A 22,377-nucleotide genomic window follows, 5' to 3' on the forward strand; every position below is an offset into this window, starting at 1 on the left:
ATAACCTAAGCGCACACCTGTTGCCAGAAGCCGGGGAAAGAGCCCGGCACAACAGATTCTTCCTGTTCTTCGAGGAATACCTTGTCGCGGGTCACAACGAAGCGCTGCGCCCCGCTCATGCCGCCAAAGCCATTCCGTGAATTGACTCGGCCGCACACGGTACGGACGCCTTTCACATCGACATCAGAAAATTCGGCGGAAGCTGGATCGCGCAATTCGGCTTTCACGCGATCTTGAGCTGCGAATATTTTCTGGTCCCGATCAACGGATCGGCGCGCGGCATCGCCATCACCGCAAGCGGCCAGCGAGCACGCACACAGCAAGGCAAGCTGGCGCATGTGATTTCCCATGTTCACCGCGCCGCCCCGCCAGTCGGGACGGTTGAACGACGCGAACACAGGAACACGCCTCCCGCGTATTTCCCGAAGGTGTTATATTCCGCAGGCCGCCCGACCGTAGCCGAGAGCCTGTGTTCGCCGCCGATTGCGGGCCGCCCCTTCCGTTCAAAGTCGGGGCAACGATCGGACGTTATGGCGAGCCGTGCCGCTTGTCCATGCGCTGCCATCGTGGCAGCTATTTCCGGGAAAGGCGGAAATGCTCAATGGGGAAGGATCAGGCGAACGCGCGCGACCTTGCGGCTTGGTACTCACCCGCTCTGGCCCTTGGTCTGCTCAATCACATCAACTTCGAAAATGTAGCAAAACAGATCGGCCCCGCTCTTGCGTCTGGACACCTTACGGCGGCGGCCACAACGCTTACGATCGGTGACGCCGCGATGCATTCGACCGACATCCCGTCAAGCCTATGGGCGACTTGGAGCGCACAAAAGGATCTAAGGTTTTGGGCGACGGGGAACCTGATCCGACCGATCGAAGGATCGCGAGATGCAATCAACGCTTTCGGAGTCCGCCTTGATCCGGTCGGTTTAGCACTGTTATTCCCCAATTTAGGCGGGCCGCCGGCATTTGTTGAAGCAGGTTTGGTCAGTATCAAAGGGGGCCGACCTGCGGGAAAGAACGGTGAGCCGATTGCTGGCGTAGCAAAGCGCCTTCTCGCGCTCACTGAAGCTGACCTGGCATCCTATACCGCAGAGGCTGTAGCGACAGAACTTGTCGAAGAGTACCGGCGACTGCACTTACAACCGCCCAGCTCGGACAACGCCAAGCGCGATGCCGCAGGCATCCTGCGCGCCGTGCGGAACTAGGTTACGCACCCTTTCACACAGGATTTCGCACCCTTTCACCCGGTAGCAGCCACCCGTCTTGCTGGGCCATCCCTAGGTCGAGGGCTTGGCTTGGTGCGGTGGAGGGACGGCTAACCTAGAAGCTCCGGGTTCGATTCCCGGCAGGTCCACGAAATAGAAAAAGCCGCCCCGGATTTCCGAGGCGGCTTTTCCCATGTGCGGATGGTCGGCTAACCAGAAGCGGTTATAGCGGCAGCTTCAACTGGCGTCCACGCGCGTCTCGCATCGAGCGACGATGCGGTTGCGTCCGCCAGCGCTGATTGCGCATCTTGATCGCGATCTTCGCCTTGGTGTCAGGCTGCGATACCAGTGCTGCTATAGGTCAGGCGCTTGCCGACGATCCCACGCATCGCCTGTTGCGTGCGTTCGCCATCATCGAAGCCGTTGGCTTGACGGTATGAATAGCGGAACTCGAACTCGGCGAGATAGCGGTGAAGGTGACGCTCGCCACAGTGCTGATAGACGCCTTTCATTCCCCGCTTGAAGATCGAGAACGAGCCCTCGATCGTGTTGGTGTGGATCACCGGATTCTCGCGATCGACATATACGCCTTTCTGGTGTGGCGTCGTCGCGTGCGAGGCGAAGTGGCGATGCATGTGACGGTACTGGCCCGCATCGTCGGTTAGCAGGTTCGCTTCGGCGGCGATGTTCTCGATCAGTATGGGGGTGAGACTGGCGACCGTTACCTTGTCCACCACCATCATGCGCGTGCGGCCGGTATCGCGATCCAATAGCGACAGCACTTTCATCTTGTGCTCGTAACCCCCCTTGGCCTTTTCCGCGCCCTTGCGGCGTCCGATGAACGTCTCGTCCACCTCGACGAAACCGCCGCCCGAGCCGAACGGGGCAAGGTCGCCAGAGCGCATCGCTTCTCGGATGCGATGGGCGAGGAACCAAGCCGACTTATAGGTGATCTCAAGGATGCGGTGGAGTTGGTGCGCCGAAACGCCCTTCTTACTCGCGGTCATCAGATAGACGGCTTGAAGCATGATATTCAGCGGCAGGCGGGCGTGTTCGAACACGGTCCCGATCTTGACCGTGAACTGCTTTTTGCAATCCCCGCACCGCCACAGCCCAACCCGGATGCGCTTGGCCGGGTTGGCTGTTACCTTCGTGATCCGATCGACACCGCCGCAGTGCGGGCAGGATTTCCCGTCCGCCCAAATGATCGATTCCAGATGCGTGAAAGCCTTCGCTTCATCGTGAAATTCGGGACGGGAAAGAACCGACATTGCTTTGCTCCTGACGTGCCATTTTCATAGCTGGTCAGGAGCGTATTTGCAAAGTATATAATCGCCTCTTGAAAGCCGCCGTCGGTTCAGCTCGAGGCCGAGCGTCCGCAATCAGTGGGAATGTGTCCGACAGCGTCGCTCCAGGAACCGCCAAACAGCAACACACGCTAGCGAACCGATTTAGGAGCCGTTTTTGCTTTTTTTGTCGATCAGGACTGCCTGCTGCCATCTGCTTGGCGCCTTGTCGGTGCGGTGAATGCAGCCCACCCAGCAGCAGGGCCGCTTTTTCCCCTCCAGCAATTCGTCACATGTTCGCTCGATGCGATGCTGCCGCGTCGTTGCTTGTTTCGCGTCATCCACCCAGCAGATGAACTCATTCCGACCAAGCGGTGTCAGGCGTTCCCACAGCACAAGCACTTGCGGGTCGGCTCGCAGGGCAGCTTGAAGGTCATCACGTGCTTCGTGAACAGTGCCACCGGGAAAAGCTTTTGCCACGAAACCTCCAGGCAATGCCTAGAACCGGCGAGGCTGATTGCGGATCACGTTACAGATGCCACGGAAACCATAACTCGCGCCATTCTGCTCGCATGGATCGGGTCGGCTCTGATCTTTGGGGCGATACACTTGCCGACCTATAACTGGAATATAATTCAAGCATTATTGCTGATCGGCCCCATTCGTTTGGTCCTTACGCTGGCATATATGAAGACAAAAAGCATTTGGGCATCAACTATCGCGCATATCGTGAATGACTGGAGCATGTTTATCTTGCTGATAGTGGTTAGCGCGATATCGAAATGAATTGAGCGTCACGATCCTTGCATAGCTGACGGAGGCAACGCCTGCGGAATGGCAAAGCAGCCATACCGATCGCCACGCGATGTCTGCCGGTAATCCGGCGATCCAGACCAGCCGCGTCATCGATGCGCGTGGCGATGCCGGGGTCGCTCGCTGATCGTTCCGGGCCGACGACGGTTCGATCTGGACCGGGCGGGCACTGATGTCCGCATGCTCTATGGCTGGCGCACGGTGGTGCCGCTTTTCACGAAGAAGACTCCCCTGGTGACTATGGAATCGAACTCGCCCGGTAAATGAAGCCAGATCGGCAATCGCGCGCTCGGAATCGCGCGGATCGAGCGCGGGATTCCTGGCGGGAAATCTCAGGGGGCCAGGTCGGTCACCTTACCGCCGGCCGCCGCCTCGTCACGCCATGCGGAACTTCGGCGGCGGCAGATTCAGCCGGGTGTCGGCGACGGCCTCGCCGCGGAAGAATTGCACCAGCAAGGCCTGCACGTCGGGATGAGCCTCAAAGACATTGTGGCCGGCGTTCTCGACAATCACGCGGGACTTTTGCTGGAACTGGGCCGCCACTTCGTCCTGCTCGGCCAGCGGCGTGCGACCGTCCAGCGAACCGGCGACCAGCAGCGCGGGCTGGTCGATGCGGATCGGCGCCCGGAAGCCTTCGCCCAGGTCGACGCCCGGGACCGCGCCCAGCAGTTGCGGCATCGGGAAGTTCAGCGTCTCGCCCAGCACCGCGGTCCGCGCTTCGCTCCGCACCAGGGCCAGCCGGCGCGGCGAAATCCCGGACGCCAGATCCATCGCCTCGGGCATGCCCCTCATGCTCAGCAAGTCGGCTACATCGCCCAGGAAGGGCGCCAGCATGGCAGTCTGGCCGGCCTCCAGCGCCAGGTACAGACCCGGCAGCATGGCCAGGGTGCCGGGATTGGCGATCAGCCCACTCGCCAGCATCTGGACGCCGAAGCCGCCCATCCTGATCTCTGCCGGCGCGCCCTTCAGCGTGACTTTTGTCACGACCGGCTGCGCCTCCATCCTGGCGTGCACACGGCGCATCAGGGCCAGCAGATCCGGCACAGCCGCTCGGGCGGCGGGGTCCGCGCCCAGCACGGCGTCCACCTGGCGCAGATACGCGTCGATCCGCGCCGGCCGCTTCACCGTCTGGTCCTGGCCCTCCAGGCTGGACAGGGCCACGCGGTTCACCCTGTCGCCGTGCCGTTTGAGCACGCTGAGCGCCAGGTGCGAGCCATAGCTGGTACCCCAAAGGTCGATCTTTTCCGCGCCCAGATGCCGTCGCAGGGCGTCGATGTCGTCGGCACTCTGTTCGGTGTTGTAGCCCTTCATCGCTACGCCGGCCCTTGTCCATTCGGCCCAGCCGCTCTGGAATTCCTCGCGGAAATGGGACGTCAGCCCAGCCTGGGTGAACACCGGCGGTGGGCGCGTCGAGGCTGGCCGTTCCGGGATGGTGCTGGACAGGCCTGTGCCCCGCTGGTCGAAGGCGATGACGTCGGCCACTGCGCGAAGCGCCATGAAGATCGGAAAGCGCGGTCCGGTCGCCGCCCCCGTCGCCTCACCGCCCGGTCCGCCGGCCAGGTAGACGATCGGCGGACCCGGCCTGGCCGCCGTCGAGGCGAACCGGACATAGCCAAGCCGAATCTTCCGCGAGCCGGGATCGCGACGATCCTCCGGGACCTCGAGGAAACCCCGCTCGGCGTCGGTCTCCGCGCCGCGCCAGCCCTTGAAGCGGAAGGGGCCGGCCTGCGACGGAGACGCCGTCTGAGCGAAGACCCGGGTCTGAGCGAAGGCCCGAGTCTGTGCGGAAGCCCGGGCGAGCGCCAGGGCAGGAAGGGCGAGAGCGGCGGCGGCGAGCACGGCGCGGCGATTGAGCGATGTGTTGGTCATGCCGATGGCTGAGCCGTTCGCGGCGCCGTCCGCCACCCCGCTTCGGTCAATGGCGACCGGTCATCGGCGAATGGCGGTGCATCTCGGCGAGCGGCGCCCTAGAGGGGAGCCATGTGGCGAATCCTGCTCCTCACCGGCCTCCTGATGGGCTTCGCGACCCCGGCCCGAGCCCAGGGCACGGCGTGGCAAGCCTGTCGTGGTGCGGTCGGCCCGGCCGGACCGGTGCTGAGCGACTGTCATCCGATTCAGGATTTCGTCGACCCTCAAGGCCGCGAACTCTGGATCCGGTCCGCCGTCAGCGTCCCCACCGACACTCAGCCCCGCGCGCTCTATGTGGCGGGCGTCGCCTCGTCCGAGGCCTGGCTCAACGGCCAGCGCCTGGGCTCCAACGGCCACCCCGGCGCCACGGTGCGGGCCGAGATACCCGGGCTCTACCAGGCGACCTTTCCGATCCGTGAGACTGCCTGGCGGCCCGGCGGGAACACGCTGGTGCTGCGCCTGTCGTCCTTCCATAGCGGCCTGCATTTCGCCCGCCCGATGAGCGCGATAGGCATCTGGCCTTATCCCTTTCCGCAAAGCACCACGCCGCTGGCCATCACCTTCGTGGCGGCCGGCGCCCTGCTGGCCGCGGCGTTCGGCTTCGGTGTCATCCATGCCATGCGCCGCACGGGGTCCAGCCTGACCCTGACCGCCATGGCCGGGGTCGCGGCCCTGCAGGCAATTGTCGAAAGCTTGCGGACGTTGTTCGACTATTCCTATCCCCTGCACGCCTGGCGGATGAGTGCCATCTGGGTGCTGGCGGCCGCCTTCGCGATCCTGCTGGTGACCTATGTCGCGACCCGGTTCCTGCCCAGGGCACGCGGCCTGATGATCGGCCTGGCCCTGGGCATGGTCGGCGCCACGGCCCTGCTTCCGGGCTTCGACGTGAAGACGGTCTGGGCACTGATCCTGGGGGTGGCGCTCGCCGCGCTGCCGGCCGCGGCGGGCGTGGGTCTGCGCGCGCCCGGCGCGCGGCTGGTCCTGGCCTGGCTGGCACTGTTCCTCGCGCTGGCCCTCGGGTTCCCCGAATGGCTGGCCGACCTCTCCTACTTCCTGCTCGCCGCCGGCCTGGTGTTGCCACTGCTGATGGTCGAGGTCCTGCGGCTGGGTCGCGACGACCGCGACCGCGAGGCCGCCCTGACCCGCGCCGCCAGCCGCCCCGACCGCCTGACCGTGGCCTCGGCGCGAGGCGTCGAGTTGGTGCCGATTGCCGATATCCTGGCCGTGGTGGGCGCCGACGACTATGTCGAACTGCGGCTGGTTGGCGGCCGCAGCCTGCTGCACGCCGCTCGTCTCGACGGCCTTGCGACTCAGTTGCCGGCAAGCTTCCTGCGCATCCACCGGTCGGTGATCGCCAACCTGGCCCACGTGGAGCGCCTGGAGCGCGACAGCGACCGCTGGCTGCTACACCTGAGCGAGGGCCCGCCCCTGCCCGTCAGCCGCTCCCGCCAGCCCGCTCTGCGCGAGGCCCTGGACGTTACTCGCCCGTAGCGGCAGAGAGCGGACTTCTGATTCCGCGCCAGGCGCGAATGGGATCAACCGTCACGGGACGCTGGAAGACCGCGGTTTTAGAGATCAGGCTCACCTGAATTGGCCTCCCTCTCTGTGGCTCGGTCGTCGATGCGCGCCGGACAGGCATCGGATCGATCTGGTATTCCTCACCCTTTTGCCGACCTCGAAAACCTCTCCCGAGCGGCCTTCTGGCTACCGAGACTATTGATCACGAGAGGTTGGGGTTGGGTCACGGCTGGCCGAACGATAATTCTGCTGCCGAAGGTCAAAAGTCATGAAACCGAATATGGCCACCCTGGTGATCGAGGCGCTGGCTGTCATCGTCGTTCACCGGTCTCAGCGGGCGTTCACCGTTCCCACTGCCTATTCACCGCTGTCCCAGGGTGTTCACCGATCCGCTATTGGGTTGCGCTGGAACTGGGGCTTGAGCGGCCCGAGTTGATCGGGGAGTTCAATGCTTCCAACCCGTTTTGTTACCGTCGCGGCCCTGTCGTGCCTTGCTACCAGCGTGGCCTGGAGCGCCGCTGCAAAGAATATGAGTCTCCCACCCGCCGCGACGCAACGAGGTCGACCTGTAATCGACCTTGATGTCGACCTTGCGCCGATCGCTCCGACAGGACCTGGCTGCGCGGCGGGCGTGACGATCGCCGGCGCGGCACCGCTGACGCGAACCTTAGGCCTCGCCGACCTTGAACACCCGGTGCCGATCACGGCGGACAGTGTTTTCGAGACCGGCTCGCTCGCCAAACAGTTCACCGGTGCCGCGATGCTGCTGCTGGTTCAGGACGGCAAGCTGGCGCTCGACGACGATATCAGGCGCTACGTGCCGGAAATGCCGGACTACGGGACTCCGATCACGATCCGGCATCTCCTCACCCACACCAGCGGTCTGCGGGAGCAATGGAGTCTGCTGGCACTGAGCGGCAATCCGCCCGGGACTCAGGTGCACAGCCAGGGAACGATCCTGGATCTGGCCTCGCGTCAGAAGCGCCTGAACTACGCGCCGGGGGCTGAATTCCTCTACACAAATACCAATTATGCCCTGGCGGCAACGATCATCGAACGGGTCAGCGGCGCGAGCCTGCAGCATTTCACCAACCAGCGCCTGTTCCAGCCGCTCGGGATGCGTCACAGTCGCTGGCGCGAGGATTTTCGTACGATCGTGCCGGGGCGGGCGATGGCCTATGCCGCGACCAGTGATGGCTTCCTCGCCAATATGCCATTTACAAATGTCTACGGGAATGGCGGCCTGCTCACCACGATCGGCGATTTGCTGCGCTGGAACGCGTTTCTGGACGATCCGTCCGCGCTCCCAGGCGGCGCGACGCTGGTCGCAGCTTTGCAAACCCCAGGCAAGTTGCGGAGCGGGGTGGAACTCGAATACGGCCTTGGTCTGGAGGTGACCCGCGCACATGGATTGCGCCTGGTTTCGCACAGCGGTTCGACAGGCGGCTACAAGACCTGGCTCGGCCGTTACCCCGAAAAGCGCATCTCGATCGTCGTGCTCTGCAACAATGGCGGCATCGACCCGGTGGCTATTGGCGACAACATCGCGAAGGACGCACTTGATGCCATTGGCTATATCGAAGACGCCGCCGACCCAATATCCCGGCCTGCCGCCCCGCCACAAAAAGGGGACCGTTCGGACTTGCCGCAATACCAGAGCCTCTTTCGAAACCCGGTGACCGGTGAACTGGTCGAGACGAAAGTGATCGATAACCGGCTTACGTTGCGGCAAGGGTCGACCCAGATGCTTATCCCCGTCGAGGGCGAGCATTTTGCGCGCGAGGACGGTGACCTCGTTCAGTTCGCATCGGCTAAAGGACGACCGGTCGAACTTATGCTTGCACACGGTGCGACGCGCCAGCGCTTCGTCGCAGTCGCGCCCGCCAAGACGAACGGCAATGCGCTCGCTGCCTATGTCGGCACCTACTACAATGCAGAACTGGATACGCGAATTGCGGTGGTGCGAAAGGGGGATTCGCTGGTTCTGCGTCAGCCCTTTGCGGTTGAATGGCAATTGCTGCCGAGCTTCGCCGATGGCTTCACCGCCCATCTGCGAGGGACGACCACGTTCGTTTTTTCGCGAAAGCGCAACGGCCAGATCAATGGCTTTGCCGCTTGGGCGAATGGTGCCCGCAATGTGCAGTTCGTACGGCTGCACCATTGAGGACAGAGCGCGTGGGGCGGGTGCTGAACCGAGTCTCGAACGTCTACTTCTGCGGCAGCGTGCGCGAAACCGGCCAGCCAGCAAACGGCCAAGCGTTCGCGCTGCATCTTCGGCCAGATTCAAATCGCTCCCGGGTATCGTCATGCCTTCTCTCGCGCGCAAGCGTTTCACCTCACGATCGAACCCATTCGACAATCCGTCGAATCAAGCAGACCCGGACTCAACCAGATCATGCCCCCCATCCCTTTCCCGATATTCCCGCAGCACATCCGAATTTTCCCGTGCAGCCCCGTCGTTTTTCCCGCAGTTTTTCCCGCAGTTTCCCGCAGAACCCCCAGAAAAACATCTTCCCGCGGAACTTCCCGCAGCTACGGGAAAAATTGGCGTGGCGATCGCCCCGGCCGGTTGCCGGTCTCGATAGAATCACCCCGCCCAGGACGCGCATCGACCGCGCACAATTTGCTACCGCCGCTCGCCCCTTCCCCACCCTCGATTCAATCGCCAAACCCTGCGACCCAAACCCGTCGACACCGCCCCCAGCCGCGCTACAAGCACCATGATGCGCCGCCTGCCGCCGATCCTCGACCGTCGTCTGGCGCTGCGCCGCAGGAGCGCGACGCCACCCTGGCTGTTGCTGCCGTTCCGCGTCGCGCTGGCGTTCGCGCTGATCGGGGTCGCGCTGGCGATCTTCTGGTTCGACCGCGACGGCCTGCGCGACAATGCCGATGGCGCGATCAGCTTCACCGACGTGCTCTATTTCATCATGATCACCATCACCTCGGTCGGTTATGGTGATATCGTGCCGGTCTCGGATCAGGCGCGCATGTTTGACAGCTTCCTGGTCACCCCGACCCGGCTGTTCATATGGCTGATCTTCCTTGGCACGGCGTATGATTTCCTGCTCAAGGGCGTGTGGGAGAGATGGCGGATGAAAGTGATCCAGCAAAAGCTGCACGGCCATATCATGGTCGTCGGTTACGACACCAGCGGGATGGAGGCGGGCAGTGAGCTGACCCGCCGCGGCACCGACGCGTCGTCGATCGTGGTGATCGACGATCGCCCCGCCGCGCTCGAGGCGGCACAGGATAGCGGCGTCACCATCATCGACGCCGATTACCTCGCCGCGTCCGATGGCCGCGTCGCGCTGCACGAACGCCGCGTGCGCCGGGACGAAGTGGGCGAGCCGTTGGCCGCGATCGCCACCGGGGTCGGCTTGCGTGTCTATCGCGCGGATGATTGCTATGGTTGTTCGGAACCGGAGGCCGACCGGCTTCAGGGCGACGACCTGCCGATCGAGATCGTGCCGAAGGGCGAAGTGAAGACCGGCATCGCCGCCCCCGCCTGAACTTTCGCCAAGGCCCAGCCGCCCAACCCCCTCCTTTCAAGCTCTGGACGACATCATGACTACCACCGGTATCATCGGGATCGGCATCATCGGCAGCGCGGGGCGCATGGGCCAGGCACTGGCCGCGGCGATCCCCGATCTCGGCGCGACCCTGGTCGGCGGGATCGACGCGGGCGGCGACCCCGCCGCGCTGGCGCGCGATGCCGATGTGCTGATCGACTTCTCCGCCCCCGGCGCGCTCGCGGCGACGCTCGCCGCGGCGCGCGCGTCGGGCACGCCGATCCTGATCGGCACCACCGGTCTCGGCCCGGCGCACCATGCGTTGATCGACGCGGCGGCGGCCGACATCGCCGTGTTGCAGACCGGCAATGTCTCGCTCGGTGTCACCTTGCTCGCGCAACTGGTGCGTGACGCCGCCGCGCGGCTCGGCCCCGATTGGGATATCGAAATCCTCGAAATGCACCACCGCCACAAGGTCGACGCGCCATCGGGCACCGCGCTGCTGCTCGGGGAGGCCGCCGCCGAGGGGCGCGGCATCACCCTGGCCGAGGCCAAGGTCGCCGACCGATCTGGCCTGACCGGCGCGCGCAGCGAAGGCACGATCGGCTTTGCCAGCTTGCGCGGCGGATCGGTCGCCGGCGACCATCTCGTCGTCTTCGCGGGAGAGGGCGAGCGGATCGAGATCGGCCACCGCGCGGAGAACCGCGCGATCTTCGCGCGCGGCGCGGTCACCGCTGCGCTGTGGCTCGCCGGCCAGCGGGCGGGCCGCTACACCATGGCGGAGGTGCTCGGCCTGTGAAGCGCGCCGACGTCGTCGAGTTCTACGCCCGCCTCGCCGCCGACAACCCGCACCCCGAAACCGAGCTGGCCTATGGCAATCCCTATCAGCTGCTCGTCGCCGTCGCGCTTTCCGCCCAGTCGACCGATGTCGGCGTCAACAAGGCGACCCGGCTGCTGTTCGAGGGCGTGGACAGCCCTGACAAGATGGTCGCGCTGGGCGAAGCCGAGCTCAAACAGCATATCAAGACGATCGGCCTGTTCAACACCAAGGCGAAGAACGTCATCGCCTTGTCCGAGGCGCTGATCCGCGACCATGACGGGCAAGTGCCGGACGACCGCGACGCGCTGGAGAAGCTCCCCGGGGTCGGGCGCAAGACCGCCAATGTCGTGCTCAACACAGCATTCGGGCATGAAACCTTCGCGGTCGACACGCACATCTTCCGCGTCGGCAACCGCACTGGTCTGGCGCGCGGAAAGACTCCGCTGGCGGTCGAACTCAAGCTCGACAAGGCGACGCCGCAGCCGTTCCGGCTCCATGCGCATCACTGGTTGATTCTACACGGGCGTTACACGTGCAAGGCGCGTACACCGGAATGCTGGCGTTGCATCGTTTGCGACCTGTGTGCGTTCAAACCCAAGACGCTCGCCCCGAAGGGCGCCCCGGAAGCAATCGGGCGCCAGGAGATATAGCCATGCGCAACCTGCTCGTCGCTCTCGCCCCCACCCTGATCGCCGCCGCGATCGCTTCCCCCGGTGTGGCGCGCGACCGCAACAAGGTCCCGGAGGCGACACCCGCCGGCAAGGCCGAAAGCTGCATCTCGCTCAACCGCATCCGCCAGAGCCATGTACGCAGCGACAGCGTGATCGATTTCGAGATGCAGGGCGGCAAAATCTATCGCAACACCCTGCCGCAAAGCTGCCCCGGTCTCGGGTTCGAGGAAAGCTTCAGCTACAAGACTTCGCTCAGCCAGCTCTGCTCGGTCGACATCATCACCGTGCTGCGCTCGCCGCCATCGATCCCGGGCCCGAGTTGCGGCCTTGGTCAGTTCCAGCCGGTGACGCTGGCGAAGAAGGTGAAACGCTGATCGCCAGGGCGTGGGGCACAGGTTGCCTGACGCCACGGCAACTGCTGTGACGACCGAGGTGAGCGGTTTATGATGTGGCGCGTATCAAGGGTAGATCGACGGAAAAGCGAGCTTCACTGCCTCCCGCAACAGGCTCCGCGCGTCAAGGTACAACTCCGCAAGACCGGTGAAGCGGTCCCGAGAAATGTTCGGCTCGGTCTTGTCTCGCCGACCGGCGCCGAAATTCTCGCGGGGCTGACGCCCGGCGATGAAGTCATCTGGCCGGTGACACCACCGTCCATTATTCCTGCCCCACCCTGGTCCAGGCGAGCGATGAATCCGAAACGGCTGGCGCAGCGCGACGCGCTTTGCTAGTCGCGTCCACACTCCAGGCACCCGTAGCTCAGCTGGATAGAGCGCTGCCCTCCGAAGGCAGAGGCCACTGGTTCGAATCCAGTCGGGTGCACCATTTTTTCAATGACTTAGGTAATAATAATCCAGTCTGATCGGTCGTCGGGGAAACGACGGGGGAACTATCGGCGCGGCAGCTGGCGGCCTGCGAATAGGAAGACAGCCCGTGGGTCGCGCTCCACGGGCCGCCCCCTTGGTCCTCCTTGGACACCTCTCCCGCCCTGGGGCGGGCTGTTGTCCATTGTACAGTGGGGTGTTCGTCAGTTCGCGGGTGCACCTGCACCAGCCATGTTCATCCACATTGCTTCCCAGACATGACCGTCCGGGTCGGCAAAGTTCCGATTGTACATGAAGCCAAGATCCTGAACCGGGTTGATGTCGTCCGTCCCGCCATTCTCGGCGGCCGCCTGGTTCATGGCATCGACCGCCTCGCGGCTGTCGCAAGTGACGGCGAGCATGACTTCACTCGACGTTGCGGGTGCGATCGGCCGGCTCGTGAACGTGCCCCATTTGGCATGCGTCAGCAGCATCACACTGATCGTGTCCGACAGAACCATGCAGGCAGACGTTTCGTCGCTGAACTGCGGGTTCCTAGTGAGCCCGATCGCTTCATAGAATGTCGTTGCCTTGGCAAGGTCGGTCACCGGCAGGTTCACGAAAATCATCCTCGTCATCACTTTATCCTTCATTTAGCTCGCGAGTTGCATTATTATCTCTACATCGAGTTAGTAGATGCCATGTCTCTCGACATCAAGAGACATTGCGTCAAGAGGAATTATAATGGATCGTGCAGATATGGCCGTTCAACAATGGGGACGCGAACGCCCCGATCTTCCCGCGCTGCCGATGGCGATATTCGGACGCCTCTCGGACGCCTCCGAACGCGTTCTTCGGGATCACATGAACCCGCTTTTTGCGGACGCCGGGCTTCAGCCCGGAGAGTTCGATGTGCTGGCAACGCTCCGGCGTTCGGGCGAACCCTATATGCTCTCGCCGACAACGCTCTATGAAGCCCTGATGATCTCCTCCGGCGGAATGACCCATCGGCTCGACCGCCTCGAGAATGCCGGGCTTGTCGAGCGTCGGCCCGATCCCAGCGACCGGCGGGGCAAGCTGATCGCCCTTACCGATGCCGGTAAGAGCGTGATTGACGAGACGATCACTGCCCACGTCGCGAACGAGACCCGCTTGCTCGCGGCGCTGACGCCGAGCGAGCAGGAAAGACTGAACACGCTGCTCAAGAAACTCATTGCAGCGCTTTAGGTGGTTCTGCAGGCGTGCGAGACTCACACCAAGTCACCCGGACTTGCTGTATTTCCAGAAACGCCCCTTGCCTTCCGCGATCCAGGCGAGCGCATCCTCGATCCGCTTGTCGCGTGTCGCGTCGGTCTTCGCCTCGCCGATCCAGACATTGTATTCCTTTTGGAACGACGGTGATTTGCTTTCGAAAATGGCTTTGACATGCGGATTGGCCGTAAGCACTTCGGAAAAAGCTTCGGGCGTCGTCGCCACCGCTTTTGGACCTTCGGATTTACGCGGCGGCAGTTTTACGCCTTGTTCATTGAGCGTCATGGCCTCCCTGATCAAGTTCACGAGTTCGCTGTCTGATGGCAGATCGGCCGCCTTCGTCAGCTTGCCCATGAAACGCTTTGCCGCTGGCAATTCTGAATTGGCGACGAACCGGGCGTCGCCCATCAGTGATTCCTTCCAGAAGCTGAAGGAACAGTGCTTTTTGTAGGCGGCGAATATGCACATCATCTCGCCTCGGTAATCGAAATGCGGAATCCCCCATTTCATCTCCTCCACAACTCCTGGGCAGTTCGCGTGGATCAACGAGCGCAGATGGGCCAGAATCGGCTTCGCAAATTCTTCTGCTTCGTCAATATAAGAATCGACTTTCGGATTGTGTTTGGGATTGGGCATTTCGGATCCTTTCGTTCGTTGATCAGAGCTTATGTGCGATTGTGATCGCAGTATCTATTTCGGCCGGGACGGCCTTATCGGCGAACCGCATGATTTCGGACGTTGCCCCCGACTTCACATCGCCGGGGGAGGCGTCGGTGATCGATGTTCAAGAACGAGGTCATAGATCTGCGCCGCCCCCAGCGAAATCGTCAAGCTAGGAAATATTCATTTATAACAATGTGTTAAGTGAACATTGATGGATCGTCCACAACCACTCTTCGCCCGCAACGAATGAAGTCGATCGTAACCAGGTTTGCAAGCGCGGGTTCGACGCTGCTCAGCACCGCGAAAGTCAGGATGTCGCGCGCTTCCGGGCGACACGGTTGCGCGGCAGAAGCCGCTCGTCCTTCTCGCCAATGTGCAAGAGGATTGCGCCGCTTTCGAAGTGTTGGATCTCTCCTTCGCGATACGCCGGAATCTGCTCGAAGGGCTGTTCCAAACGATAATCCGCAGGTCGGGGGGCGAAGGTGTCGAGGAGTCGGGTTCTGTAGGGCAGGTCGATCTCCTCGCACGCCCAGCGCAGCCGGAAGTCCCTCACCAGCCCCGCGACGAGATTTTCGCGAGCGCGGGCGGCGGAAGACCGTCACGCGCCATCACAAGGAAGATGCGGCTCTGCCCGTAGAGAAAGGCCAGGATCACGGTGGGCAGCGCAATAACCGCCGCCGCCGCGATGATCGTGCAGATGACCATCGATCCGACGATGCCGATCGGCAGGTCGCGTGCGGGATTCTTGGTTTCCTCCGCCGCGGTGGCGATCGCATCAAAGCCGTAAAATGCGAAGAAGATGATTGCGGCGACTGCCATCACGCCGCGCTCGACGCCGTCGGGCGCCATGGTCTTGCCGAAACCGAACGGCATGAACGGATCGAGATTGGCCGCGTCGAAATGCGGCAGTGCCACCACGACGAACAAATTCAGCGTGACCATCGGCAAGGCCAGCGACGTGGTTAAGCCTCGCTGCGCTGGTCATAGGCCTTTCGTGCCGTCTCGATCTGGTCGAGGTGGCGCATCGCCCATTGCCCAAGGCTGACCACGGGTTCGCACAACGAGCATCCCAGCTCGGTCAATTCGTAATCGACGCGCGGCGGCACTGTCGGAAACACCGTTCGTGTCACCAGGCCGTCGCGTTCCAGCCCGCGCAACGTCAGCGTCAGCATCCGCTGCGAAATGCCGTCAATCTCCCGCTTCAGTTCGTTGAACCGACGCGGCCCGCCCTGCGCCAGGATCATGATGGTGAGGATGCTCCATTTGTCGCCGACGCGCGCAAGCACCGGCGCGACCGAACGGCAGCTTGCCTGCTGCGCGTCACGCTTCGGCATGGTTACAGCGATGTGCCCGAGTGACAAAATAGTGCCTCCTTGCGGCGTTCCCGGCAGGTCACATATCCAGCCTCAGTTACTGATATATACCTGAAGGACTGAATATGAAACTTCTCCATATCGATTCGAGCATCCTCGGCGACAATTCGGTCAGCCGCATCTTGTCGGCATCGGTCGTGCAGCGACTTGTCGCGGCGACACCCTCGATCGAGGTCAGTCGCCGTGATCTCGCGGTGAAACCGTTGACACATATCGAACTCGCCTCGCTGCCCGCCGACACATCCGAAGCCGCGCTCGCCAGTGCGACAGTGCTCGAAGAATTCATTGCCGCCGACATGGTCGTGATCGGTGCGCCAATGTATAATTTCACCATCCCGAGCCAGCTCAAGGCATGGATCGACCGTATCCTGATCGCGGGCAAGACGTTCAGCTATGGCCCCGATGGCGTGACGGGTCTGGTGACCGGCAAGCGTGTCATCGTCGCGGTGTCGCGCGGCAATTTCTATGGTGCCGGCTCGCCCGCCGCTTCGTTCGAGCATCTCGTATCCTATCTCGCATCGGTGTTTGGATTCATCGGTATCGTTCCAGAGTTCATCATTGCCGAAGGCGTGGCGACCAGCCCAGAGGGCCGCACCACTGCGATCACCGCCGCGCAGGGCGAAATCGCCGCGCTTGCCGCTTGATTCACACGCTCGCTAAGGTACTGGACGTTCAGCGCAAACACACTATATACCGATCGGTATGGAACAGACTCTCGCCCCTCCGCCCGTAAAGGGCCGGCCTCGGGAATTTTGCACCGAGGAGGCACTTGCCGCCGCGTTGCGCGTATTTTGGCGTAACGGGTATGAAAGTGCGTCGATGGCGGAGCTGACCGCGGAGATGGGTATTACCAAGCCCAGCCTCTACGCCGCGTTCGGCAACAAGGAAGCGTTGTTCCACAAGGCGCTCGACCTCTATGAGCGCGAAAAACTTGCTTATACCGTTGCCGCGCTCGACGCGCCGACCGCACGGGGCGTTGCAGAACGCTTCCTGGTCGGCGCGCTCGAGATGCAAATGAGCTCGTGCGACCCGAAAGGGTGTCTCGGCGTGATCAGTTCCGTATCGTGCGGCGGTCCAGAGGCCGAATCGATCAAGGCCGATGTCATCGCACGCCGCGCATCGTCGGAAGCCGCGCTGATCGCGCGATTCGAGCGAGCCAAGATCGACGGCGACCTGCCCGAGACGCTCGAGCCCGACGCGCTCGCCCGTTATCTCTATGCCCTGCTTCAAGGCCTGTCGGTGCAGGCGGGATCGGGTGCCTCCTGCGCCCAGTTGCAGCAGCTGGTCGATACCAGTCTCGCCATCTGGCCAACCCGCTAAAAAATAATTATACTCAGCGGTACACAAAGCGGTTGACGCAGCGCAGCGCAAAGTTATATACCGTTTGGTATTGAAGTTGGACTCTCCGGTGAGCCCAACGATCGGCACGGGAGAACCCCTGATGACGAACAACTAATTCGACCGCGGCGGGTTTCGACCTTTCGCATTTCACCAATTTCAGCAGACGGTTGCGGCACCCTTTAGCGGTGTTTCCGTGAACGTTTGAATCATGCCCCACGGCCAGTCCGGCGCGAACGATGCTCGTTCGTGGAAGGACGCCGTGCGACCATCATCCAAGGGGATTTCCAATGGCGTATCTGGACATCAACAACATGACCGCCGCACCGATGACCGCCCGCACGGCGGCCAATACGGACACGCGCCGCGACATGACCGCACCCGCCGGTTTCTCGGCGCTGGAATGGAGCGTTATCGCGCTGGCCAAGCGCGACCGGATCAGCAGCCTGTCCGAACCAAGCCGCGTCTCGCGCGCATTGGGCGGCCTGTTCGGCCTCGGCACCACGTCCAGGCTCGCCGAACCGAAGCTGGAAACGCTGCGCCGGCTTGCCGTGCACGCATGGAAGCGCGGTTATGCGCTGCCTGCGTCCGAAGTCGCCAATTTCCTGAATGCCGGGTTCAGCATGAGCCAGGCCGAAACATTAGTGGCAAGCGTGACCGGCGGACAGGTCGGCCAACTTGCCTGGAGGATCGCCGCGTGAACATGATTACCCCGATCGAAGCCGGGAACAGCACACCGGTTCGTCCTTTGCGCGACGGCTTTGCGCGCCTGCCCGGTTGGCAGCGCGGTGCCCTGATCCTCATCCCTCTCGCCTTGGTCGGCGCGGCTGGCGCAAAGCTTGCCGACCAATCCCCGGCAGTGGCGGCGGCGCCACCCCCCGCCGCCGTCACTGTCGCGGCACCCCTGGTTCGGCAAGTCAGCGAATGGGACGATTATGTCGGCCGCTTCGCACCGAGCCGGTCGGTCGAGATCCGTCCGCGTGTCGCGGGCGAAGTCACCGGAATCCATTTCCGCGACGGCGAAATCGTGCACAAGGGCCAGTTGCTCTTCACCATCGACGCGCGCCCGTTCGCGGCGGCGCTGGCGGAGGCGCGCGCCAATGCGGCAAGCGCGTCGAGCGCGCTGGCGCTGGCGCGAACCGATCTGGGCCGCGCCACTCAGTTGATCGACGACGAGGCGATCTCCGCCGGTGAAGTCGATTCGCTGCGTGCCAAGGTGCAGGCGGCAAGCGCCGCGCTGGCCGCCGCCAATGCCCGGGTTCGCGCCCGCGCGCTGGACGTCGAATTCACCCAGGTGCGCGCACCGATCGGCGGCCGGATCTCCGACCGCAAGGTCGATGCCGGCAACCAGGTGGCGGGCGGCGAAGGCACTGGCGGCACCGTGCTGACCACGATCAACGCGCTCGACCCGATCTATTTCAGCTTCGACGGATCGGAAGCACTGTACCTGAAGACTCAGCGCGAACGGCAGCCCGGCGCGGAAGCGGCGGCGGTCGAAATCCAGTTGCAGGATGAAAGCGAGCATCGCTGGAAAGGCAGACTCGACTTCACCGACAATGGCCTCGATCAGCGTTCCGGCACGATCCGCGGCCGTGCGGTGCTGAACAATCCGAATTACTTCCTGACCCCCGGCATGTTCGGCAATATGCGCCTCGCCAGCAACGGCACGGCGAATGCGCTGCTCGTGCCCGACGCCGCGATCCAGACTGATCAGGTGCGCAAGGTGGTGATGGTCGTCGATGCGCAGAACCAGGTGGTCGCCAAGCCGGTGACGCTGGGTCCGGTGGTCGATGGCCTGCGCATCATCCGGTCGGGCCTGACGCCCAGGGACCGGGTGGTGATCGCCGGGATCCAGATGGCCATGCCCGGCTCCAAGGTCGCGCCGCGTCTCGGCAAGATCAGCGCTCAGGCCCAGGCCCAGGCGCCGGTATCGCAGGTGTCGTTGCCGGTGGCCGGCGAGGCGACCCTGGGCGGACGCTAACAACACCCGTTCGACGCACTAACTCCTTCTTTCGAGGACAGTCTTATGCGCTTCTCGCGCTTCTTCATCACGCGGCCGATCTTCGCCGCGGTGATCGCGGTCGTCATCACGCTGGTCGGCGCGATCGCCTATCTCAGCCTGCCGGTGTCGCAATATCCCGACATCGTGCCGCCGACCGTGACGGTCAGCGCGGTCTATCCCGGTGCGAGCGCCGAGACGGTGGCCGAGACGGTCGCCGCGCCGATCGAGCAGGAAATCAACGGCGTCGACAACATGCTGTACCAGTCGTCGCAATCGACCGGTGACGGCAAGCTGGTGATCACCGTGACCTTCAAGATCGGCACCGATCTGGATGCCGCGCAGGTGCTGGTGCAGAACCGCGTCGCGGTCGCCGTGCCGCGCTTGCCGGAGGACGTGCAGCGCCTCGGCGTGGTCACGCGAAAAACCTCGCCCGACTTCCTGATGGTGGTCAATCTGGTGTCGCCCGACGATACGCTCGATCGCGGCTATATCTCCAACTACGCTCTCACTCAGGTGCGCGACCGGTTGAGCCGGATCGACGGCGTCGGCGACGTGCAGCTGTTCGGCAGCCGCGACTATTCGACGCGCGTATGGATCGATCCCGGCCGCGCCGCGTCGCTCGACCTGACCGCGGGCGAGATCGTCGCGGCGCTGCGTGCGCAAAACGTCCAGGTCGCCGCCGGTACGCTGGGGCAGCCGCCCTATGCGAACAGAAACGCGTTCCAGCTCAATGTGGAGACGCAAGGCCGCCTGACCGATCCCAAGCAATTCGCCGATGTGGTGATCCGCACCGACGCCGATGGCCGGCAGGTCAAGGTGTCGGATGTCGCGCGGGTCGAACTCGGCGCGCAGGATTATGGGACGAACACCTATCTCAGCGGCAAGCCGACGGTGATCGTCGCGGTGTTCCAGCGCCCCGGTTCCAACGCGCTGGCCGCAGCCGATGGCGTCAATGCGGCGATGAAGGACATGTCGGCGCGCTTTCCCAAGGGCCTTGCCTATAGCGTCATCTACAACCCGACCGAATTCATCTCGCAATCGATCGATGCGGTGAAGGACACGTTGTTCGAGGCGATCCTGCTGGTCGTGCTAGTCATCCTCGTCTTCCTGCAGAAGTGGCGTGCGGCGATCATCCCGGTGGTCGCGATCCCGGTCTCCCTGATCGGTACCTTCGCGGTGCTTGCGGCGATGGGCTATTCGCTCAACAATCTGTCGCTGTTCGGCCTGGTGCTGGCGATCGGCGTGGTGGTCGACGATGCGATCGTCGTGGTCGAGAATGTCGAGCGCAATCTGGAACATGGCCTGTCGCCGTTGGAGGCCGCACGCAAGTCGATGGACGAAGTGTCCGGCGCCCTGGTCGCGATCGTCCTGGTGCTGATCGCGGTGTTCATCCCGACCGTGTTCCTCACCGGCCTGTCCGGCGCATTCTACCGCCAGTTTGCGGTGACCATCTCGACCGCCACGGTGATCTCGCTGATCCTCTCGCTGACCCTGTCCCCGGCGCTTGCGGCGATCCTGCTCAAGCCGAACCAGCAGGCGAGCGAAGGTGGCCGCTTCAAACGGACGATCCGGCGCGCGGGCGACGCGTTCAACCGCGGGTTCGAACGGTTGAGCACGGGATATGCCAGCCTGACGCACCGGCTGGTCACAGCGCCGAAGAAGATGATGACCGCCTATGCCGCGCTGATCGCGGTGACCGCGGGCGTGTTCTGGATCACGCCGACCGGCTTTATTCCCGCGCAGGATCAGGGTTACTTCCTGACGGTGATCCAGTTGCCGCCGGGGTCGTCGGTCGAGCGTACCGATGCCGTGATGCGCAAGGTCGCCGCGCGGATCCTGCCCGGTGCGGGAATCAAGGGCGCGGTGATGCTCGCCGGGTTCGACGGGCCATCGCAGACGCTCGCGCCGAACGCCGCCGCGGCGTACTTCCCGCTGAAAAGCTTCGAGGAGCGCAGGAAACTCGGCGTCAGCTTCAAGGACATCATGGCGCAGGCGCAAAAGGCGACTGCGGACATCGACGAGGCGCGGCTGATCATCATCCCGCCCCCGCTGATCCAGGGCATCGGCTCGGCCGGCGGATACCGGCTGATGGTCAAGGATCAGGAGGGCCGCAGCTATCAGGAACTGGCCAAGGCATCTGGCGACCTGATCGCAGAGGCGGGCAAGACCGAAGGACTCGCGCAGGTCTTCACCTTCTTCGAAACCGCCACGCCGCGCGTGTTCGCCGATGTCGACCGGACCAAGGCCAATATGCTCGGCGTACCGCCGGAGCGGGTGTTCGAGGCGCTGCAGGTCTATCTCGGATCCGCATTCGTCAACGACTTCAACCTGCTCGGGCGCACCTATCGCGTCACCGCACAGGCGGATTCGCCGTTCCGTGAAACGACCGCCGACATCGCCAATCTGAAGACGCGCTCGAACTCCGGTCAGATGGTGCCGATCGGTTCGGTATCGACCTTCAAGGACAAGGCCGGGCCGTACCGCGTCGTGCGATACAATCTGGCGCCGGCGGTCGAGATCGATGGCGACACCGCGCCGGGTTATTCGTCGGGCCAGTCGCTGGTCGCGATGGAGAAGCTGGCCGATGCCAAACTGCCCGCGGGATACAGCCATGAATGGACCGGCATCGCCTTCCAGCAAAAGGCGGCGGGCAGCACCGCGGCCCTGGTCTTCGCGATGGCGGTGGTGTTCGTGTTCCTGGTGCTGGCGGCGCAATATGAGAGCGTCACCTTGCCGCTGGCGATCGTGCTGATCGTGCCGATGTGCCTGCTTGCGGCAATGACCGGCGTGAACCTGCGGGGTATGGACAATAATGTCCTGACCCAGATCGGGCTGGTCGTGCTGATCGCGCTGGCCGCGAAGAACGCGATCCTGGTGGTCGAGTTCGCCAAGCAGGCCGAGGACCAGGACGGCCTGTCGCCGGTCGAGGCGGCGGTACGCGCGGCGAAGGACCGGTTGCGGCCGATCCTGATGACCAGCTTCGCCTTCATCCTCGGCACGGTGCCGCTGGTGACGGCAAGCGGCGCGGGTGCGGAGCTTCGCCAGGCGCTGGGCACAGCGGTGTTCTTCGGCATGATCGGGGTGACCGGCTTCGGCCTGCTCTTCACGCCGACCTTCTATGTGGTGTGCCGGGCGCTGGCCCAGCGGTTCGAGCGCAAGCGCCCGGCCGCGGGACAGTCGCCGGAAGGCCCGGCACCGACACTTCAGCCTGCCGAATAGGA

At 63.5% G+C, this 22,377-nt stretch carries 22 protein-coding genes, 1 tRNA gene and 1 pseudogene; 15 read left to right on the forward strand and 9 right to left on the reverse strand.

The window, feature by feature from the left end; genetic code table 11:
* Positions 1 to 5: 5 nt before the first annotated feature.
* Positions 6 to 398 (reverse strand): hypothetical protein, encoded by a 393-nt coding sequence (locus ACVWZA_RS16255; protein ID WP_457312305.1) that lies wholly within the window; start codon positions 396 to 398, stop codon positions 6 to 8.
* Between the two features lie 203 nt (positions 399 to 601).
* Between ACVWZA_RS16255 and ACVWZA_RS16260 the strand changes: the two genes are divergently transcribed.
* Complete coding sequence (locus tag ACVWZA_RS16260) at positions 602 to 1,204, forward strand: hypothetical protein (RefSeq protein ID WP_457312306.1); 603 nt, start codon at positions 602 to 604, stop codon at positions 1,202 to 1,204.
* A gap of 332 nt (positions 1,205 to 1,536) precedes the next feature.
* Here the strand turns inward: ACVWZA_RS16260 and ACVWZA_RS16265 are convergent, their stop codons facing one another.
* Together ACVWZA_RS16265 and ACVWZA_RS16270 are read right to left on the reverse strand one after the other, a co-directional pair.
* On the reverse strand, positions 1,537 to 2,475 hold the full coding sequence (locus ACVWZA_RS16265) for an IS1595 family transposase (RefSeq protein WP_457312307.1): 939 nt from the start codon (positions 2,473 to 2,475) through the stop codon (positions 1,537 to 1,539).
* A gap of 180 nt (positions 2,476 to 2,655) precedes the next feature.
* Entirely contained in the window at positions 2,656 to 2,970 is a 315-nt protein-coding gene (locus tag ACVWZA_RS16270; protein ID WP_457312308.1) for a YdeI/OmpD-associated family protein, read from the reverse strand.
* On the opposite strand from ACVWZA_RS16270, the gene ACVWZA_RS16275 reads away from it, so the two are divergent.
* Positions 2,938 to 3,276 (forward strand): CPBP family intramembrane glutamic endopeptidase, encoded by a 339-nt coding sequence (locus ACVWZA_RS16275; RefSeq protein ID WP_457312309.1) that lies wholly within the window; start codon positions 2,938 to 2,940, stop codon positions 3,274 to 3,276. The two genes, ACVWZA_RS16270 and ACVWZA_RS16275, sit on opposite strands and share 33 nt — an antisense overlap.
* Before the next feature lie 402 nt (positions 3,277 to 3,678).
* On the opposite strand, the gene ACVWZA_RS16280 is transcribed toward ACVWZA_RS16275, so the two are convergent.
* On the reverse strand, positions 3,679 to 5,208 hold the full coding sequence (locus tag ACVWZA_RS16280) for an alpha/beta hydrolase (protein ID WP_457312310.1): 1,530 nt from the start codon (positions 5,206 to 5,208) through the stop codon (positions 3,679 to 3,681).
* Positions 5,209 to 5,283: 75 nt separating this feature from the next.
* Between ACVWZA_RS16280 and ACVWZA_RS16285 the strand changes: the two genes are divergently transcribed.
* The 7 genes from ACVWZA_RS16285 to ACVWZA_RS16315 all read left to right on the forward strand — a co-directional run bounded on the left by ACVWZA_RS16285 (position 5,284) and on the right by ACVWZA_RS16315 (position 12,551).
* Positions 5,284 to 6,702: a LytR/AlgR family response regulator transcription factor gene (locus ACVWZA_RS16285; RefSeq protein WP_457312311.1), complete on the forward strand. Its 1,419-nt coding sequence runs from the start codon at positions 5,284 to 5,286 to the stop codon at positions 6,700 to 6,702.
* A gap of 556 nt (positions 6,703 to 7,258) precedes the next feature.
* Positions 7,259 to 8,893, forward strand: a complete 1,635-nt coding sequence (locus ACVWZA_RS16290; RefSeq protein WP_457312312.1) for a serine hydrolase domain-containing protein — start codon at positions 7,259 to 7,261, stop codon at positions 8,891 to 8,893.
* A gap of 559 nt (positions 8,894 to 9,452) precedes the next feature.
* Positions 9,453 to 10,238, forward strand: coding sequence for an ion channel (locus ACVWZA_RS16295; RefSeq protein ID WP_457312313.1), 786 nt, complete (start codon positions 9,453 to 9,455; stop codon positions 10,236 to 10,238).
* Between the two features lie 70 nt (positions 10,239 to 10,308).
* The gene (gene dapB / locus ACVWZA_RS16300; protein ID WP_457312362.1) at positions 10,309 to 11,037 is read left to right on the forward strand and encodes a 4-hydroxy-tetrahydrodipicolinate reductase; all 729 of its coding nucleotides are present in this window, start codon (positions 10,309 to 10,311) and stop codon (positions 11,035 to 11,037) included.
* Positions 11,034 to 11,708 carry an endonuclease III gene (nth, locus tag ACVWZA_RS16305; protein WP_457312314.1) on the forward strand — a complete coding sequence of 225 codons (675 nt, stop codon included), beginning with the start codon at positions 11,034 to 11,036 and terminating at the stop codon, positions 11,706 to 11,708. Before dapB ends, nth begins: the two co-directional genes overlap by 4 nt.
* 2 nt (positions 11,709 to 11,710) lie before the next feature.
* Positions 11,711 to 12,103: a hypothetical protein gene (locus ACVWZA_RS16310; RefSeq protein ID WP_457312315.1), complete on the forward strand. Its 393-nt coding sequence runs from the start codon at positions 11,711 to 11,713 to the stop codon at positions 12,101 to 12,103.
* Between the two features lie 371 nt (positions 12,104 to 12,474).
* A tRNA-Arg gene (locus tag ACVWZA_RS16315) sits at positions 12,475 to 12,551 on the forward strand.
* Between the two features lie 202 nt (positions 12,552 to 12,753).
* Here the strand turns inward: ACVWZA_RS16315 and ACVWZA_RS16320 are convergent.
* Positions 12,754 to 13,167: a VOC family protein gene (locus tag ACVWZA_RS16320; RefSeq protein ID WP_457312316.1), complete on the reverse strand. Its 414-nt coding sequence runs from the start codon at positions 13,165 to 13,167 to the stop codon at positions 12,754 to 12,756.
* 121 nt (positions 13,168 to 13,288) lie between these two features.
* Here ACVWZA_RS16320 and ACVWZA_RS16325 point away from each other — a divergent pair, with 121 nt between their 5' ends.
* On the forward strand, positions 13,289 to 13,756 hold the full coding sequence (locus tag ACVWZA_RS16325) for a MarR family winged helix-turn-helix transcriptional regulator (RefSeq protein WP_457312318.1): 468 nt from the start codon (positions 13,289 to 13,291) through the stop codon (positions 13,754 to 13,756).
* A gap of 33 nt (positions 13,757 to 13,789) precedes the next feature.
* Here the strand turns inward: ACVWZA_RS16325 and ACVWZA_RS16330 are convergent, their stop codons facing one another.
* From ACVWZA_RS16330 to ACVWZA_RS16345, 4 genes and pseudogenes are all read right to left on the reverse strand, one after another.
* A complete protein-coding gene (locus tag ACVWZA_RS16330; RefSeq protein WP_457312319.1) occupies positions 13,790 to 14,416 on the reverse strand; it encodes a YdeI/OmpD-associated family protein in 627 nt (208 codons plus the stop codon).
* 334 nt (positions 14,417 to 14,750) lie between these two features.
* Complete coding sequence (locus ACVWZA_RS16335; RefSeq protein WP_457312320.1) at positions 14,751 to 14,996, reverse strand: glutathione S-transferase N-terminal domain-containing protein; 246 nt, start codon at positions 14,994 to 14,996, stop codon at positions 14,751 to 14,753.
* Positions 14,997 to 14,998: 2 nt separating this feature from the next.
* A pseudogene (locus tag ACVWZA_RS16340) lies at positions 14,999 to 15,391 on the reverse strand (amino acid permease); the annotation flags it as partial.
* Between the two features lie 14 nt (positions 15,392 to 15,405).
* Positions 15,406 to 15,777: a winged helix-turn-helix transcriptional regulator gene (locus ACVWZA_RS16345; protein WP_457312321.1), complete on the reverse strand. Its 372-nt coding sequence runs from the start codon at positions 15,775 to 15,777 to the stop codon at positions 15,406 to 15,408.
* 104 nt (positions 15,778 to 15,881) lie between these two features.
* Here ACVWZA_RS16345 and ACVWZA_RS16350 point away from each other — a divergent pair, with 104 nt between their 5' ends.
* From ACVWZA_RS16350 to ACVWZA_RS16370, 5 genes are all read left to right on the forward strand, one after another.
* Positions 15,882 to 16,460: an FMN-dependent NADH-azoreductase gene (locus tag ACVWZA_RS16350; RefSeq protein WP_457312322.1), complete on the forward strand. Its 579-nt coding sequence runs from the start codon at positions 15,882 to 15,884 to the stop codon at positions 16,458 to 16,460.
* 58 nt (positions 16,461 to 16,518) lie between these two features.
* The gene (locus tag ACVWZA_RS16355; protein ID WP_457312323.1) at positions 16,519 to 17,136 is read left to right on the forward strand and encodes a TetR/AcrR family transcriptional regulator; all 618 of its coding nucleotides are present in this window, start codon (positions 16,519 to 16,521) and stop codon (positions 17,134 to 17,136) included.
* 308 nt (positions 17,137 to 17,444) lie between these two features.
* Positions 17,445 to 17,855 (forward strand): hypothetical protein, encoded by a 411-nt coding sequence (locus tag ACVWZA_RS16360; protein ID WP_457312325.1) that lies wholly within the window; start codon positions 17,445 to 17,447, stop codon positions 17,853 to 17,855.
* Positions 17,852 to 19,135, forward strand: a complete 1,284-nt coding sequence (locus ACVWZA_RS16365; protein WP_457312326.1) for an efflux RND transporter periplasmic adaptor subunit — start codon at positions 17,852 to 17,854, stop codon at positions 19,133 to 19,135. Before ACVWZA_RS16360 ends, ACVWZA_RS16365 begins: the two co-directional genes overlap by 4 nt.
* A gap of 45 nt (positions 19,136 to 19,180) precedes the next feature.
* Positions 19,181 to 22,375 (forward strand): efflux RND transporter permease subunit, encoded by a 3,195-nt coding sequence (locus tag ACVWZA_RS16370; protein WP_457312327.1) that lies wholly within the window; start codon positions 19,181 to 19,183, stop codon positions 22,373 to 22,375.
* The last annotated feature ends 2 nt before the right edge of the window (positions 22,376 to 22,377 follow it).

The sequence above is a fragment of the Sphingomonas sp. UYAg733 genome (assembly GCF_054057355.1).